General features: G+C 51.0%; 7 protein-coding genes and 1 tRNA gene. 5 read left to right on the top strand and 3 right to left on the bottom strand.

Annotated elements, in window-relative coordinates; all coding sequences use genetic code 11:
* Window positions 1–33 precede the first annotated feature (33 nt).
* The 3 genes from H8S18_RS11605 to H8S18_RS11595 are packed head-to-tail and all read left to right on the top strand — an operon-like array spanning window position 34 to window position 3,759.
* Window positions 34–1,536 carry an ABC transporter permease gene (locus H8S18_RS11605; protein ID WP_186858436.1) on the top strand — a complete coding sequence of 501 codons (1,503 nt, stop codon included), beginning with the start codon at window positions 34–36 and terminating at the stop codon, window positions 1,534–1,536.
* A gap of 21 nt (window positions 1,537–1,557) precedes the next feature.
* A complete protein-coding gene (locus tag H8S18_RS11600) occupies window positions 1,558–3,078 on the top strand; it encodes an ABC transporter permease (protein WP_186858435.1) in 1,521 nt (506 codons plus the stop codon).
* Window positions 3,079–3,090: 12 nt separating this feature from the next.
* Window positions 3,091–3,759 carry an ABC transporter ATP-binding protein gene (locus tag H8S18_RS11595; protein WP_186858434.1) on the top strand — a complete coding sequence of 223 codons (669 nt, stop codon included), beginning with the start codon at window positions 3,091–3,093 and terminating at the stop codon, window positions 3,757–3,759.
* On the opposite strand, the gene H8S18_RS11590 is transcribed toward H8S18_RS11595, so the two are convergent.
* Window positions 3,746–4,630 (bottom strand): glycyl-radical enzyme activating protein, encoded by an 885-nt coding sequence (locus H8S18_RS11590; protein ID WP_186858433.1) that lies wholly within the window; start codon window positions 4,628–4,630, stop codon window positions 3,746–3,748. The two genes, H8S18_RS11595 and H8S18_RS11590, sit on opposite strands and share 14 nt — an antisense overlap.
* 4 nt (window positions 4,631–4,634) lie before the next feature.
* Window positions 4,635–6,917 carry a pyruvate formate lyase family protein gene (locus H8S18_RS11585; RefSeq protein ID WP_186858432.1) on the bottom strand — a complete coding sequence of 761 codons (2,283 nt, stop codon included), beginning with the start codon at window positions 6,915–6,917 and terminating at the stop codon, window positions 4,635–4,637.
* 140 nt (window positions 6,918–7,057) lie between these two features.
* Between H8S18_RS11585 and H8S18_RS11580 the strand changes: the two genes are divergently transcribed.
* Window positions 7,058–7,149, top strand: a tRNA-Ser gene (locus tag H8S18_RS11580).
* Window positions 7,150–7,653: 504 nt separating this feature from the next.
* Here the strand turns inward: H8S18_RS11580 and H8S18_RS11575 are convergent.
* The gene (locus tag H8S18_RS11575; protein WP_186858431.1) at window positions 7,654–8,601 is read right to left on the bottom strand and encodes a sugar ABC transporter substrate-binding protein; all 948 of its coding nucleotides are present in this window, start codon (window positions 8,599–8,601) and stop codon (window positions 7,654–7,656) included.
* Between the two features lie 398 nt (window positions 8,602–8,999).
* Here H8S18_RS11575 and H8S18_RS11570 point away from each other — a divergent pair, with 398 nt between their 5' ends.
* Window positions 9,000–18,197: an RHS repeat-associated core domain-containing protein gene (locus H8S18_RS11570; protein WP_186858430.1), complete on the top strand. Its 9,198-nt coding sequence runs from the start codon at window positions 9,000–9,002 to the stop codon at window positions 18,195–18,197.
* The last annotated feature ends 22 nt before the right edge of the window (window positions 18,198–18,219 follow it).

The raw sequence follows: 18,219 nt of genomic DNA, 5'->3' as shown, positions 1-18,219 counted from the left end.
CGGTAAATCTTTTTTGGGGAGAATCGTTGAATTATGACGATATTAAAGCGCTCTTTGCTGTATTTAACCAGGAAAAAGGGAAGGAACATTCTGCTTTTCTTTATTCTGCTTACGATGAGCTTTTTTCTGCTGATTGGCACGATGTTGACTGCCGAGGCGGGAAATGCGGCGGATGAGATCCGCAGGTCTATGGGGGCGAGTTTTTGTTTCAATGCTATTGTGGATACGCAGGACGATTCCCTGTGGATCACGGTAAATCTCGGCGATGGGAACGAGGGACGCGTATATAACAATCCCGCAAAGCTGACGGACGAGATGGCGGGACAAGTGATGCAGGTGTCCGGAGTATCTGCATATAACGGAAGTAAAAGTAGTTGGGAATATACGAGTTTGAAGCTGAAGCCGGGGTTTCATATCCTCACTCATGAAGATTATCTCGCATATCCGGAGGAATATGAGGGCCGGGACGATATGATAGAGTCCGTTACAATGTACAGGAATTTTGCACCGCTGATCGGAAATACAGACAGCTCGCTGAATCCGTTTTTTCGGAACAACGCGCTGAGCCTGCGCGAAGGACGGCATATACAGCCGGGAGATGAATGGAAGGCGGTCGTCTCAAGCTATGTTGCCGGTCTGAATGGGCTGCAGGTAGGCGATACCTTTGAAGCGGGGATCACGCAGGCATATGTGGATTATATGGATGGGCTTATACCGGGGCTGCAGCCCTTTGGCCCGAAAGAATATGAAATCGTAGGGATATTCGATGTGAACTTTACACAGGCGGCGAACGAATATTCAAGTGAATGGGATATGCCGGAAAATTTTATCATGACGGATAACAAGTCGGTAGGAGAAATAGCAGAGGCCGCAGGCGGAGCATCTGAGACCTTTGAGACACTTACATTTTTCGTGGAAGAGCCGCTGGAGCTGGATGCAGTAATAGCGGAAGTGAAAAAGCTCGACCTGCCGTGGCAGTATCTTTCCATTGATAAGGACGATACGAGCTACCTTGCTTTCGTCAAACCTGTTGAAGCGGTAAAAGCCCTGGGCACATTTATGACTGTCTTCGCGGCGGGAAGCTGTATGATGATAGAGTATCTTTTGTTTCACTTATGGATTAAAGGACGGCGGAGGGAGATCGGGATATTGCTTTCGGTCGGGATTGGAAAGCAGGCCGTACTGCGGCAATTGCTGCTGGAAGGATTTATCATTATAGGGATTGCGTTTGCACTCGCGTGTGTGCTGGCATCCTGCGCGGCGCAGCCGATGGGCGATGCGGCGGAGTCCCTGATGTACCGCGAAAATGTAACCGAGACATACAAGGTATTTTATAACGAGGCACAAAACCTTACGGTGGAGCCTGTCGGAGGACAAAAAGCAGAGCTTGTATATATGGTCACGGCCGCCGACATTTTGGTGATCGGGATATGCAGCTTTATCATCGTGGCGTTATCGGTTTTCCTGTCTTTTCGCGGAATATTCCGCGAAAAGCCGGGGAACCTTCTGCGCTTCGCAGAAGATTCCCGCCTGTAAAGCAGCGAGAGAGGTGCGGATATGGGAACGGTTAAAAGAGCCATACTGTATATTATGCGGAAACGCGGGAGGACATTGCTGCTGTTTGCGGTCCTGCTGGTTTCCACGCTCTTTCTGCTGTGCGCGCTTGCGGTATCGCATGCGGCGGCAAACGCTGGGCGGGAATACCGGGAAACGCTGGGGACAAGTCTGTATATCACGCACATTGCAGACCCGGACGATCCGAGGTTGTGGGAAACGATCGATATGGGAAACGGAAGCGTGGCTTCTGTTTATATTGGCCCTACTGTGAACGACGCGATGCTCACGAAAATCATGGAAATCGACGGTGTAACGGACTATTTTGTCAAAAGATCTCCGGAGTGGTTATACACAGAAGATCTCAAAATGACGGAAGGGCAATGGGCGCGCGAAGTAGAGCAAGGGCATATGGAGATAGAAGAAGTGGGAGATATTTCGAATTTACCGGACATGAACCGAAATTTGTATTACGCCTGTTCTTATTACAGCAAGGCGCCGCTTTGTTTTGGCGGGAACGACAGCAGCCTGTATGAATACTTCCGCAGCGGGGCGTTCGAGCTTACGGATGGACGGCACATTACACCCGAAGATAGTGGGAAAGCGCTTATTTCGGACATCGTTGCGGAACGAAGCGGGCTTTCCGTGGGAGACACCTTTAGGGCTTGCGCAGCCGACGTTGCAGTTCCGTCCGGCCCGTATCCGCTGTTGGATGAGCGGGGATTGGAAATTGTGGGCATCTATCATCTGAACTTTAAGCAAGAGGTATCGGAATTTACCTATGAGGATCAAAATCCGGAAAATTTTGTGTTCGTGGATGACGACACGATTGTATGGAATTTACTGACGATAGCCAAAGGTAAAGATTTCCCTCTCGACCAGTACAAGGAAGCGACAATCTTTATAGAGGATCCCTTGGAGATGGATCGAATCATTGGGGAGATTCGCGCGCTTGAGATAGAAGGTGTGGATATGTCGCGCTTTATGATCGAGCCGGACAGCAGCGCATATGAAGCGTCGGCCGGGCCGCTTGAGACGATGCAGGGGCTTTCGGCGGTGATCGTGATCTTGTCAGCCGTTTGCTGTTTACTGGTGCTTTCTCTCCTGCTCATGATGTGGATCCGCGGACGCAAACGGGAGATCGGTATCCTGATGGCGAACGGTATCACGAAAGGAAAGATATTCGGGCAACTATTGCTGGAAATTCTTTTAGTAACAGTAGCCGGACTGATCTGCGCGGCACTTCTTGCGGGCGCGTTATCCGGCACGGTGGGAAATGCAATACAAAATATGTCTTACCCGGGAAGCGGTCAAGACGAATATACGGTAGTAGACGACCAATACCGGGGAATCGTGATTGAGAAAACGTCAGGAGAGAAAGCGGAGCTTGCGTTCCCGGTTACAACGGGGAATCTTGTACTTACGGTTGCGCTGATGTGCGGGGCAACCGCCGCATCTGTGGGAATCGCGTCGGCGAAGGTGCTGAAAATGAAACCGAGGGATATTTTAAATACTGCAAATTGAGGAGGAAACGAAATGAGCATAATGGAACTAAAAAATGTATGGTACGCTTATCATCCGGGAAATCCGGTTTTGAAGGGAATCGACATGGAATTTGAGCGGGGGCGGATGTATGCAATTCTCGGGCAGTCGGGCAGCGGGAAAACAACGCTGCTGTCCCTTATGGGTGGGCTGGATGTACCGACGGAAGGAAGTGTTCTGTTTGAAGGAAAAGAACTACGGGATATTGGGCTTGAAGCCTTCCGCAGGAACGGCGTGGCGTTTGTATTCCAGAATTATAATCTGATCGACTATATGACCCCTGCGGAAAATGTGTGCCTGACGGCGAAGAAAGACCCGATTACTATATTGAAACAGGTTGGGCTGACCAAAGAAGAAGCGAAACGGAACGTTTTGAAACTGTCAGGAGGCCAGCAGCAGCGCGTGGCGATAGCCCGCGCCCTCGCGTCGGACGCCCCTGTGATTCTTGCGGATGAACCGACGGGGAACCTTGACGAAGATACGGCCCGGGAGATTACGAGCCTGCTGAAAGAAAACGCAAAGAAATTGAATAAGTGCATGGTAGTAGTTTCCCATTCGCGAGAGATTGCGGTGCAGGCGGACGTGGTGTTCCGGCTGGCGGATGGAAAAGTGCAGATAATTTCACGGAAGGAAATCATAAACCAAACCGTCATTGCTCCTTGATGCGCACGCTGCACGGGAAAAGCCCGGCAAGCATTCCAAGGGCTTCGGGCGTGGGCGCGCTAAATCCTTCTCCCGGATAGGAAAGGCCGAGTGCTCCATATTTAGAGGCACCGTAATTGTGATAGGGCAAAAGCTCAACGAGCTCTACGGGAAAATCGTGCAGCAGCCTTGCGGTATGTTCCACCTCTTTAGCGGAATCGTTTACTCCGGCAACCAGCGGAATTCGTACCCAGATGCGCGCTCCACTTTTTTGCAGTCGTTTGAAATTTTCGATAATACGTGCGTTGCCGCGCCCGGTAAGCGCTTTATGCAGGCCGGAAGAAAAGGCCTTGATATCATATAAAAATAAATCTGCCAGCGGGAGAAGCGCTTCGATGGATTCAAAAGGAACGTCCCCGCAGGTATCGACCGCGACGGAAACGCCGCTTTTTTTCAGTTCCTGCGCTGCCCGCGCGATAAACGAAGCATGGAGGAGCGGCTCACCTCCTGAAAAAGTTACTCCGCCCCCTGAATTTTCATAAAAAGCCCGGTCTGCCAGAAGCTCAGGCAAAAGCATATCCACCGTATATTGTTTTCCGGCCATTGTGAGGGCGCGGGAAGGGCATTCTTCTGCACATTTCCCGCATGCCGTACATTTTGCAAATCGGATCGTTCCGTCTGCGCCGAATACCCCGCTGCGGCATACGGACGCGCATGTGCCGCAGTGGGAGCACAGGTTTTTGGCAAAACGAAGCTGTGCGTCCAGCCGAATACACTCCGGATTGTGGCACCATTTGCACGCCAGGGGGCAGCCCTTGAAAAATACGGTGGTACGGATGCCGGGCCCGTCGTCGAGCGAGAATTTCTGGATGTCGGTAATCGCCGTTTGCATAAGATTAGCCCATGCCGTCGTATTGCGTACGCGCGATGATCTCGTCCTGAAGCGTACGGTTGAGCGTCACGAAATAAGCGCTGAACCCAGATACGCGCACAATAAGGTTTTTGTATTTTTCCGGTTCCTTCTGCGCGGCGGTCAAAGTTTCGCGGTCGATAACGTTCATCTGAATCTCCATACCGCCTTGGTCAAAATACGTATCGATCATTGAACGGAAATTTGCCCGGTGAACCGGATTGTGGAAAAAGCTCGGGGAGAATTTGAGATCGAGCACCATACCGTTGCCAAACTTCGTATGGTCGCAGCGGGTCACGGCGCCAATTACGGCGGTCGGCCCTTTGCTGTCCGCGCCCTGCACGGGGGAAAGCGCGTTTGCGAGAGATACGCCCGCGTGCCGTCCGTCCGCCGTCGCGCCCGTCATCCAGCCCATAGACGCGTGATGGTATACGCTGTAGTAACTGGGCAGGAAATGGAAGCCGCGTGTATTCTTGATATTTGTGATGATGCCGCTTGCAAAGTCTACCAGTTCCTGCATAAGGCCGTCCGCCCCGGGGTCGCCATTGCCGAATTTGGGGCAGCGGTTCGCGGCGTACAGGCGAAGCTTCTCCTGGCCTTTAAAGTCCCGCGCGAGAATACAAGCCAGTTCCGGCAGCGTCACCATACCGTTTTCGAACACCATTTGTTTTATAGCGAGCAGGGAATCCACCGCGTTTGCCATACCTGTGTTGCTGAAAGTGGAAAAACGGTATTTCGCACCGCCCGCTCCCGCGTCCTGCCCGCGCATGATACAATCATCAAGAGTTGCGGAGAGCAGGATGGAAGGAAAAGCTTTGTGATACACTGTGTCGATTACATTAACGGCATGCGCTCCCCTTTGGATGTGGAAGGCCAGTTCGCTTTTAAACCAGGAAAGGAACTCGCCAAACGTTTGGATTTCGTCTAAATTGCGGATATTCGCCAAAGGAAACGCCTCGCCCGTCCGCAAGGTTTTTCCTCCATGGAGCATCAGCTCGAGTACCAGAGGCCAGTTGAGCCGCATTTGTTCAGTGTTGGAATATTCGCGGCCTTGGATGCACGGTTCCACGCATCCGACAAGGCCGTAATCCCATGCGTCATCCGCGGGAACACCGGCGTCCACGCGGGATTTGATGATCGCGCCGTCGCTGAACAACGCGGGGAATCCATTTCCGGTCTCGATGACGCGCAGGGTTTCCTCCCAAAGCGCGTCGTCCATTTTCCTGCTGTAACGCATGGAAAGAAGGGGCTGGTCGAGCCGCACGTCGTGCGTGGAGCGCAAAATCATGCGCGTAATATCGTTTGCAAAAAAATTCCCGTCACGGTCGCATCCGCCGATCGCTACATTCTGGTAGCCGTTTACAAGCCCGGCAAGCTTAATACGCCATGCGTGGATCAATTCCTGCGCTTCTTCCGCCGTGATGCGCCCCGCTGCAAGATCGGCCTCATAATAGGGGCCGAAAAGCTGGTCCATACGCCCGAGAGACATAGAGCCGGAAAGGATTTCCATGGTGACAAGTTCCTGCAAAAGGACCGTTGACTGGACTGCCTCGAAAAAGGAAGAAGCGGGCCCCTGGGCAAGCCGCCTGCATGCGTCCGCAATGCGCGCAAGGTTCTGCGCCTGGGTTTCCGATTGTGCGTCTTTTATCGTATCCCCGGCGGCGCGGGCATAGCGCAGGATATAATTTTGCGCGGCGGTAAGGACGGTTTTCATTGCGCAAAGGTAATCGCGCTGTTCCGCGTTTTTTCCAGAATCGGCAAGGGACGATTCGATTTCCTCGAGTAAACCGTTCCATCCCGTATGCGCAACCTTGCGAAAGCCTGTGATTACATGACCGATAGAGGTGTGGGTATAAAGGCCGCCTGCCACCCCGGAAACGAGGCTGTATGCGGCGTCCCTGTCTTCCTGCGGCGCGTCCGCGAGGTAAGGCGCGCACGCCTCCCATTCGATGCGCGCGTCGTCCACCGATGGTTCGCGCGGCACAGGATGTTCGCGGGGATCAAAATCGTCTGCGAATTTGGCGGGCATGGAGCCCGTAAAATTATGGTGCTGGATTTGCCCGGCAAGCAGGTCGTAAGGATGCACACATACGGGCTTTTGCGCGAGAAAACGCGCATACGCCTGGGCTTGCTTATAGTATGTGCTTTGATCTGCAAATTCCAGATACGTTTCCCGGTAAATATTTTTGCGCAGGGTAAGACTTTCGTCATCATAATTATCGCTGAAATGGTCGAGCAAATTCTTTACGGCAATGCTAGGTTCAGACATGGCTGGATCCTCCAGTATGAAATTTTCTGAGGGATTATAGGTATTATAGCACAGACAGAAAAATTTGTCAGCAGAAAAGAATAAAAAATGCCTTGTCCTCACGAATTATTTGTGGTAAAATCATTAATGCTGTAACGGATGGAAAGGTGGCTGAGCTGGCCTAAGGCGCACGATTGGAAATCGTGTGAACGTTAATAGCGTTCCGAGGGTTCGAATCCCTCCCTTTCCGCCACAATAAAAAAGCCTACGCGAAGCGTAGGCTTTTTTGTTGTAACGAAATTAGGAAGGTTCGAAGCCTCGAGGGTTCATGCGAACGCGGCCACAGGGAAGCGGGAGCTATCCCTCCTTTTCTGCCGCAATTTGTTTAAAAAACCGCTTTTTAAACGGTTTTCAAGGTCTGTTTCCAAATGGCCCTGCGCGCGAAATGGAGGGCGGAGATATCATCCCCGCACCGCTTCCAACAGTTTCCTCGTTCCCACCATATTGATTGCACGTTTCAGGTTGTATGCAAGGAAATTTAAGTCCATTTCCGCTTCCGCCATCTTTTTTTCTCGGCACAAAAGATAGTGCGCTCCATCATACCACTTTCCCCACCGAACCCCTTTTGCTAACGCTTCATTCGAGTTTCGTAGGGGTCTCGTTTTACCTGCATCTATTTTGCGTCAATGGTACACGCATGAAGCGCGAAAATCCACTAAGCGAATATGCCGGAGGATTTTTTGCCGCTTAATTTTGTCTAATGCGTTAATAATTTGGTATCGATAATACAATCGGATAAATCCTTGTCTTTAACTGCCTTAAAAACTGTTTGGGACAGATGCTGCGTTAAATCATCCGGTGGAAGAAGAACAGAACATACCCAAGCGTTTTTCCCTGCCTTGAAATTGTCTGCGGCAGCAAAGTCCATGCCGTCGCTGAAACTGCCAATAACTACTTGATCCGAATAATTCAGCGTTTCTGCGGCGGCCAAAGCCGCTTTTGCATATTGGTCATTTTCACAGACGATTACTATTTTCCCCAAGGAAGGGCTGTCTTCAAAGATCGTTTTCAACTGTGCGGTAACGCTTTTTTCATCGGCGGCTGATGCAACGGAAACCATGTAATCTTCGTTGATGCCGGTCTTGACTTTCAACGCCTCAAGGGCAGCTTCGGCCCGTACGTTCTGTGCATAACCGGGTGCTGCCGCCTGCAGTGACAGGATCAGATCGGCGCCGCCAAGCTGCTTTTGCGCACTTGATGCAAGCTGTTTCCCCAGCTTTTCTCCGGCTGAACTATGGTCAAATCCACAGTAAACGGCCCCCACGAGCGGATTATCCAGCACAATAAACGGCGTGCCCGCTTCCGCTAAAAAGTCAGCGGCGTCGCTCGGGAAACGTGTCATATCATTGAACGTAACAATTACATCCACATGCCGGTTTTCGAGCATCTCCGCATTGACATAAATTGCGGAATTGTCCCCGCCGGCGTCCAGAGAAATAAACTCATGGTTTTTTTCTTCCACCGCCGCCCTAAGGGCGGATTCAACCATGCTGTAATACGTGTCGTTGCTATTGGGATTAATGAACCCAACCGTAACGGCATTCATATCAGGAATCCCGAAGACTCCGGTTGAAAAAGCCAAAACGAGCAGCACGGCAGCGATACAAACAATACCGATCAAAATAAGAATGCGTTTCTTTTTCATAGGAATTTTCGCTGGCAGGTGATCTCTTGCCGGAAGGCAAGTGCAGCACTCCTTTTCTCAAATGATGTTGTCGCCCGGAAATCAAATTCGTGCTTGAAATTATCCTCATCATATCAAATGGGAATGCCTCTGTATAGCATTTTTAAAAAACAGTTAAAATATATAAAAATCAGTTAAAACAAGTAAGAATACATACGTTGACAAAAGATGCCCCTCCTGTTATGGTCGAAGTAATAGGAAGTCACTAAATATTTATATCTAGGAACATAAATTTTTTCAAACGAAGGCTATATCCCTAATTAAATTTTTTCAGGTAGCAACAGTTTAGTATGTTTTTGTTTTGCTTTTTTTCGAATCAATTGCAGGTCTAAAAAATAACATAATGTGGGGGCGGGAAAATGTTGACGATGGTGAAAAGGCGTTGGATGCAGTTTGTGGCAATGACTCTTGTGTTTGCAATGGTGTTTACGGCAGGCGGCACGGTTCATATTTCCCGGGCTGCCGCCAAAGGAATAGAACAGGAACCGGAAATGCAGGAAGAATTACTTGAAACTGTTCCGGTTCGGGAATTGAAAGAGGAACGTGGGGAAGCAAAAACGGTCTTTTTGAATGAAGACGGTACAAAAACCATGTATCTTTCCGATGAGCCCATTCGTTTCAGGAATGAACGGGGGGAATGGGTGGATATAGATAACCGCATTGTGGAAACGGAAAACCTGTCCGGGATTCCGGTGGAAGAAACCCTCCAACTGGACCGGGAGGATTTTGCATTCCAAAATAAAGCGGGAGTGCTGGATATCTTCTTTACGGAGGATATGCAGGATCAATATAGCGTGCAAATTGTAGACGGTGAATATTCCGTTTCGTTCGGCGCGCTGACGGACGAAGGATATCAGGCGAAAAAACAGGGGACGGATACGCCCGCACAGGCGGAACGCCGGGCAATACAGGACGCAGAACTGAATTTGCCGCAGTTGCAGCAGCAAATGGAAGCGTCCGCAGGACTGAACGGGGAACCACTGGAGGCGGAAGACGCGGGTTCGCGGGAAGCGTCGGCAGATATGGAATTGAATCCGCTGCAGCCGGAAACAGAAGCGCCCATAGAGCCGGACGGGAAACCGCAACCGCCAGTGGCGGAAGATACAGCCTTGCAGGAAGCGCCAGAGGATGTAGAAACGGGCCATGCGGAAGAAACCGGGGCCGCAGCGCAGATAGATGCCCCAATGCAGGAGACGGCCTTTGAAATAGAAACGTCCGGGGAGGCGCAAATAGAAGCGGATACGCACTTCGAACAAGCGGGCGTTCCGCGCGCGGAAGAAGAAGGAAAATCCCAAAGTGCTTTGGAAGCGGAAAAACAGCGGGAAGAACAGGCGGTGCTGGGAGACGCGATTATATATAAAGACCCGTTCGGGCAGGATCAGGCTGTAGACGTCCGAATCAAACCGCTTACAGCGGGAGTAAAAGAAGACATCATACTGTATGGAAAACCGTCGGTCACAAAATTCCAATACCTTTTGAACCTCAAAGGGTTGACTCCGGTTTTATGGGAAACAGGTGCGATTCGCTTATTCGACAAGCAAGAATATGCGGCATACCTAAAGAATGGTTCGGAAGGGGAAATACAGCATAAAATGATCATTCCCAAGCCGAACATGGTGGATTCTTCGGGAACGGAAGACTATTATTCGGAAGACGTCTGGCAGAGCATCGAACGAATCGGCGAAAGCGATGAATATATCCTGACGATCGAGGCGGATTCCGCTTATTTTGAAAATGAGAATTTGATCTATCCCGTCATGATCGACCCGCAGGTAACAAGCACTTATACGGGAAGCACCGCGTTTGCGGATACGTTCGTAACGCAAAAATATCCGGGTAACAACTATCATACAGACCCGGATCTTAAAATCGGGAACTCTGCCACTTTTTATGTCTCCCGGGGGCTGATGTCAGTTTGGACGCAATATGTGCAGCGCTTCAAGGGAAATAACGCAGACCTGTTTTTAAAAGCGGAATTAAAACTATATGAAAGCTATGGCGGTTCAGATCAAGTACCGTATGAAATTCTGGCACTGTCACCGGCGTGGGATTTAGGGACGGTAACATGGAATAATCATCCAACGTCGGTCTATGGAACGCCGATTTATTTTAATGCGCGGGCAAGCCAGACAAATACAGTAGATATTTCAGAGATATATGCGCAATGGATCAGCGGGAATCCAAGCAATGGATTCCTAATCAAGCAGCGGAACGAGTCGCAAAATTATTACAAACGGTTTACCGCATCGGAAGGAACAACCGGGCACAAACCAATTCTTGTGCTGACCTACATCAACAGCATGGATAAACCGGCGGTAACGCCCAAAGGAGCCGGAACCAATTCAGGAAAAGGCTATTTTGATTACACATGGAATAATCCGTACAAAGGAAGCCCCAACATCGGCGGAACCTTTAATATGGCCATATGGAACGGGGTCGGCTATGATTCCAAGCCCATGCAAAAGGCGGCGGTTGCGGGGGCAAACAGCGGTACGACGCAGAATCTGGTATATTGGTCGGATTACGGCCAGAACTTCCCGCAGGATCCGCGGCCAAAATATAAAAAGAACAATTCCCAGTGGCCGACGGATTACCGGTATTTCCTGAAGGTCCAGCCAACGAATAAGTGGGGGCAAAAGCTGGGCATCGATAAATGCAGCCGTGCAGAAGTGCAGCTTCCGGATACGACCCCGCCCGGCATGCCTCCCACCTTTACCGCAAGCGTAGACCCAACCACAAAAGATGTGATTGCGAAATGGACGGGCGCGGTGGACTATCCCGCAGACCTTGGCAGCGGGATCCAATCCTATGAAATTTTCTATTATTATCAAAAACCGGATAACACGTACAGCGGCAGGAAAGAGCTGAAGCGCAGCTTGCCGCACAGCGGCGCGAATGTCCAGCATTCCTACACGATCCCCCGGGAAAAACTCATAGACGACAGCGGCGCGCCGCTGAACCTTACCAATGTAAAATTTGTTATTTATTCGATTGACAAGGCCGCAAGCAGGAATGTATCAAATGAAAAAAACCTTACGTCCCCGGTCTACCTGCCGGACGCGATTCCGCCGGAACAGCCAAAACTGACGATCGATTGTTCCACATGGATGAACGCCAACCCCAAAATCTCGTGGAGCGGGCAGTCAGGCGGCGTGATTACCGATCCGACAAATGCAATCAAAAAACTGGAATATACGGTTCGTGACCTGTCCGGCAATGCGGTAATCGACTGGACGGAATTCACTGCGAATATGTTTCTCGAGCAAGGCAGCAGCTTTAAAAACAGCGCTTATATCCCTCTTTCCGGGCAGCCGGACGGTGAGTACCGTATTTTCGTGCGCGCTGTGGACGAAGCGGGCAACATCTCTCCTGAATCCAATGCCGTGACCTATCAAAAGGACGCGACTGCGCCGGTCGTTGCCCTGAAAAACCTTTCTGCATCAGGAACGCAGACCATCTATGACGACCAGCCTCTTGAAGCGGAGGTGAACGAGAGCCATTACCTTGGAAGCAAGCTTGAATACCGGGAACACGGCACAGAAAAACCCTTTGCAGTCCTGCCCTTGCGCAAAGAACTGCTGGATGAGGCGGGGAATTATTCCGCCGAAATCAATACCATGAATCTGGAAGAGGGAAAAACCTATGAGTTCAGGTTCACCGTTTATGACGAAGCGGAAAATCAATCGAGCGTGGGCTTCAACGCCATATTGTCACGGGAAGGAAAGGCCATAGAAAAAACCATCGATATCACCAATCCCGTTCCAAATGTTGCGGCCGAACCGGGAAAAATCTACGTGCATGACGAAATCCAACCCTTCGAGCACACGATTCCCGGCGGAGTGAACCAAGCAAACCTCGAAAGCGAGCTGTATATCGACGGCAAACTGGTGTGCAGCGGAACGCCGGACGAATTGGCCGAAAACATGGCCCGAGAAACGGACGGCACGCCTGTTTATGGGGAACAAACGGAACATTCCCTCTTCATCAAAACGGTGGACACCGTCACGAACCAAAGCTATTATTCCTCTTCCGGCGTGGGAATGGCGGCAAGATATGAAAGCTTTGATTCCCTGTCCCCGGCGTTAGTGCTGGAGTCGGAAAACATTTCTTTGCTCAACGGGCGAATCGAGCTTGCAGAGGGCGCGACGGAAGGCTTTATCACATTCAAAAACAATATCAAGGGCCTGCGCAGCCTGTCCTTCATGGACTATTCGGAAACGAGCCACAGCCCCGCCGGAACCACTGCAACATGCACCCTGCTCTCCGGCGCGAACGGTGAAAACGCCGTCACGCTTGCGAATGGGCAGACGTATGTATACCCGGAAGCCATCGGCGACTTCGTGGTTCGGGTCGCGTTGACGAGGAACGATCCGGGCGCCGATGTTTACGTGGAAAAAATGAATCTTGATTTCCAGTCCTTCGCGCAGGATTATTTTACGGTAGAGCTTGTCGGCGCGCCGAGCAACCCGGCTACGCGCTCGGAGATCAATTATTCCAACTGGATCAAATGGGCGCCTACGGAAAAGAAGTATGACGGCGAGACGTTTGCGCCGCAGGCTGACGGCGATCTGCAGCCGCAGGACGGAATTACTTATGAAGTCTATTGGGGGCTGGATGAAAACTTCACGGCAGACCTGGAAAACCATACGAACAAATTGGGCGCGGGCACCAATCAGTATTATATGTACGACCACCGCCTGAAAAATTATGGGGAACGGATCTATTATAAGATTTACGCCAAAAAGACGTTTGGGGACGTCGAGCGCTATAGCGTTGCTTCCGAATGCGTAAATGCACGGGTAGTGGATGCGGATGAACTGGAAAAGCAGCTTGGTTTGCAGGACTATTGGACGTATACCACTTCCGAAGTAGGAAAGGGGACTGCATACCTCAATGCGGACAGCGGGAATCTGTGTTACCAGGCGACGGATTTCTCAAACAGCGCCCCCATGTTCGACCAAATCCTGCGGCGTACCTACAACAGCCAGTCCAGCGGAGAGACGCCGATGGGCCTTGGCTGGGATTTCAACTTTAACATTGCCCTGCTGGAGGAATATGCCTACGATCCGGGCCTGCCGGGGGAAGACAAATACAGGGTAGTCGGCATGATCCTGAAGGACGGGGACGGCACAATCCACCGTTTTGCACAGCTGCCGGACGGGACCTTCGATACGCCCGCAGGAATTTTCATGACGCTGACGCAAGACGAAAACGGATTGTTCACTATCACCCGTGCGGATAATGTAGTGTATGAATTCAATGAAAATATGCAGCTTGTACGCCTTTCGGAGCCGAATGGGAACGCGTTTGTTTTGGAATACAATTCAATTGGATTTCTTTCCTCCGTGCACCATAACGTGTATGGGGAGTCTATTTCGCCGGACGCCGAAAGGTATAATGAAATCACCTTCCTGCACAGGCTGAGCAGTGCGGCGGTACCGAACCCGGATGAAATCAACAATAAATACCAGATTGCAGAAATCAAAAATTGGTTCACGGAAGACGGGGCAGGCATGGCGGATAGCTATCAGCTGCAATACGACCCGGAGAACCGGATGGTTTCATTTATGGATTTCCAAAACTCCGGAGCCACGGAGGAATATATTTATGCGCCGGACGGCACGCGGTTTGCCGTGCAGTCGCCCAGCAACGGAGACCCCGCAAACAAACGCAGCCACCAATATACGCTGGACCAAACCGGGAGCGTGCAGGGCGTGGTGTTCGATGTAGATGAAAACAGGAAAGAGAGCCTGAAAATTGAATATAACCAAGACACCCAAGGGGTTAGCGCTGCCCGCCGAACCGTTGTAACGCTGTGTGATTCGGAAGATTTCACAAACGCTAAAATACAGTCCGGTTTCTACCTGAATTCCGACGGCACCCTTATGGGCATAGAGGACGGGGAAGGATATATCACACAATATCTGGACTATAACGAAGACCGCCGCCCGCAGCTTGTTATCGATGCCAAAGGGCAAGGAACCAACTACACCTACGACGAAAGAGGAAATGTGGTTATGGTCGTGGACGCGCTGGGTCAGACGGTGGCAATGACCTATAATGATATGAACAAGCTCACCTATTGCCAGCGGCCAGATGGTTCGGAGGAGTGGTATTCATATGACACCAGGGGAAATTTGCTTGAATACAGGGATCCGGAAGATAATATCACGCAGTACGAATATACGCCTATGGGCCTTGTGAGCGGCGCGGCCAGTTATTTGGACGGGAACCTGCGCAGCCGTATAGACTATACGCGCAACGAAATCGGGCAGGTCGTTTCGCAGACGGTGAGGATGGATGAAAATCAAAACAGCACAACCACCTATACCTATGACCTGCGCGGCTATCCGGCATCGGTCACGAACGCCCTTGGGAATACAACTTCCTTCTTTTATGATGCCTTGGGACGGAAACTTTATACCCAGCATCCCAACGGAAGGCAGGAAGAGTGGGAATATAATGTCAACGGGCTATTGACGGAATACCGGAATAAAATCGACAGCAATAGGACGTATATCAACAAATATACCTACGATGAGTTGGGGAACAAAACGTCTTCCGATATCTTCAACCGCAAAACCACGGCTGTCTATGGGTTTGACAGCGCGGGAAATTCGGTGATAACCGTTACGGATCCAGTGGGAAAGACGACAAAGCAGGTTTTGACTAAAACCGGGCGGCTTAAGAGCGAAACCGTGGGGGGAATGCTGACCACCACGTATGAATATGACGCCAACGGCAACGCCATACAGGTTACGGATCCGTCCGGGCGCGTCAGCGAAGCGCAGTACGACGCGCTGAACCGCATGGTCGGCATGCAGAGCGGAACCGGGGCGGAAGCAATCAAGATAAGCTACACCTATGACGCGGCCGGAAATAAAGCAACTGAAAAAATAGGCGGGGGCAGCGCGGCCAACAGCACAGACAGCAGCACCACAAGTTATACCTACGACAGGATTGGGCGAATCAAAACGGTGTCACAGGTAATAGACGCAGCGGCCGGCACGGCTGCGGCAGTCACCACATATACGTATGATAGTTACGACGGCACGGGCATGTTCTATGATACCACAACCAATCCGGAAGGAATCGTTTCCAAAACGTATTACAACAGCATGGGCCTTGTGGCAAAAGAGGAAACGACAGGGAAAAACGGGGCCGCCCTCCCAGTGAAAACGTACCAGTACGATTTGGCCGGGAACCTGTTGCAGGCAAAGAGCGGGGACGTTGTGACGGCCACGTATGCCTACGACAATATGGGCCAGGTCATCAAGAAATATGAAGGAGACGCCAATTCCGGGAAATATACGGAATATGAGTACAGCATCGCGGGCGACAGGACGAGCATGCTGACCAAATGGGGGGCGCTTCCTTCCGAAAGTGAAACGCAGGCATGGATGTATGACGAAGCGCGGCGGGTAACGCAGGTAACGCTGGGGGATAATACGAACCTGTATTATGATTATGACGATTCGAATAACATCATCAAAGCCTACTACAACGACGGCGCCGCCACGGCAGGCATGGCGTATACCTACGATGAGGCAGGGCGCGTCAGCAAAGTGAAAGATGCGGGTACGGGCAAGACGGTGCAGGCGTATGCATATTCCGGTGCGGACCTTGCCAGCACCACGCAGTATTTGCAGTTCGACCAGGCAAACGTAAGCAACGAAACGGGGCTTCGGATGACGCAGACATATTCGTACAACAGCGCAGGCCTTGTCACTGCAATCGTCCACAAAGACGGAAACGGCACGGAAAAAGAAAAATATACCGCGGCTTATGATTACCGCGGCTATATGCTGACGGAAAACAGCAGCAGTAATTACGACGTCGCCAGCACGCACAACAAAACGCACGTGTACGACAACATCGGGCAGCTCAAAAAAACGACGGAGAAGCTGACGACCAAGGCGGCCGATGCATCGGCGCCGACGGTGGAAGACAGCACCTCCATTTACGCCTACGACAAAGCGGGCAACCGCAAAGAGCTGAAGTATACGAACAATCTGGCAGTGCCGGAGCAGGAAGTGAAAAAGCAGAACGATACGTATACCTATCATCTGGATAACTTCCTGCGGATTGCGGATGTAAAGAAAAACACGCAGGACAATTTCCAGGTGTATACCTACGACGAGCGCGGGAACCAGACGGGCCTGGTGCAAAACAATCTGAAGGATGAGGATAAGGGGACGGAAGCAAGCACGGAAACAACGGCCTACACCTACGACCTCGCCAACCAGCTTGTAACCACCAAAAAGACGGTGACGCCCGACCCGGAGGATGAAGATAAAACGCCGGAAACGTCGAACCGTTATAACGGCGACGGGCAGCGGCTGCGGCGGGAAGTAAACGGGTCGCCGGAAAAGTTCTTCTATATGGGCAGCGCGCTGCTGTATACCGCGGACGAAAACGCCGTGAAAATGACGCAGAACATCCTCGACCTGGACGGGAACATCATTGCGAGCAAGCGTCCGCAGGACGGAACGGAAGACAGCGCCTACTATTTCTATCATTACGATATGCGGGGCAGTGTGACGACGATTGTAAGCGCGCACCGCAAAGACCAGACAAAACCGGTTTCGCCGGAAAATCCTCTTGAGATAAAATTGATTCAGGGATATAATTACGATGAGTACGGGGAAACAAAAGCAACCAAACCCCAGAGCACGTTTAAAAACGATATAAAGTTCACAGGCGCGGTGCACGATGGGGCGACGGGGCTGTACTACATGAACGCGCGGCACTATAACCCGCAGACGGGCAGGTTCCTGCAGCAGGACACCTACGCGGGAGAGAAGGCAGACCAACGGACGCAAAATCTGTACACCTACTGCGCGAACAACCCGGTCAATTATGTGGACCCGACGGGGCACTTCTTCACCATTACGAGGGACAGGGTGCATGAAGGACTTGCAAACAGCTATAAGAATCATTATTTAAAGCCGCAGACGATAACGAACTATATCTTCCATTCGAAGGAAAAAGGCACGGATTTCAGCAAGCAGGCGGAATTCCTGAGGAAGAATTCCAAGGGAGTAACGCTCGTATTGCAAATAGATAGTAGGGATGAATTCATTCGGGAATGGAACCATTTGAAAAACCCGGCGGAGGTGACATTGCTTTGCCACGGAAGTGCGATTGGAATTCAGTTTGGAGGAAGAGAAAATGTAAATGCACTGACCGTAGATGGAAAGGATAAAGATAATAAACCAGATCCAGATCTGATGCCAATCAATGCCCTTGAGACAAAAACAATAGGGCAGTTGAATGTTTATGCATGCAATGCAGGATACTTGGGGTATGCTCAAAATGGCCCGCGGAGCAATGTTGCGATGGCGTTCCGGGACAGCAATACAATTGGTAAGGTGGTTGCTTTCGATGGAAATACAGGCTTTGGCTCATGGCCCCTTCTCACGGGTGATTATACCCCGCGCCTAGCAACATTTAATCAAGGGAGCTTTTGGGACACTGTAAAGGAAACGGAGGGTAAGTTCAGATGGCCGGAAGGAGCCTATGAATATTATCCGGATGGAAGTTACCGGAAGCAGTAGGAACAGGGCGGTTTTGCTATTT

The sequence above is a fragment of the Christensenella tenuis genome (genome assembly GCF_014287795.1).
GTDB lineage: Bacteria > Bacillota > Clostridia > Christensenellales > Christensenellaceae > Christensenella > Christensenella tenuis.
Note: the sequence above shows the minus strand (reverse complement) of the source record. Positions and strands in the feature narration are given on the sequence as shown.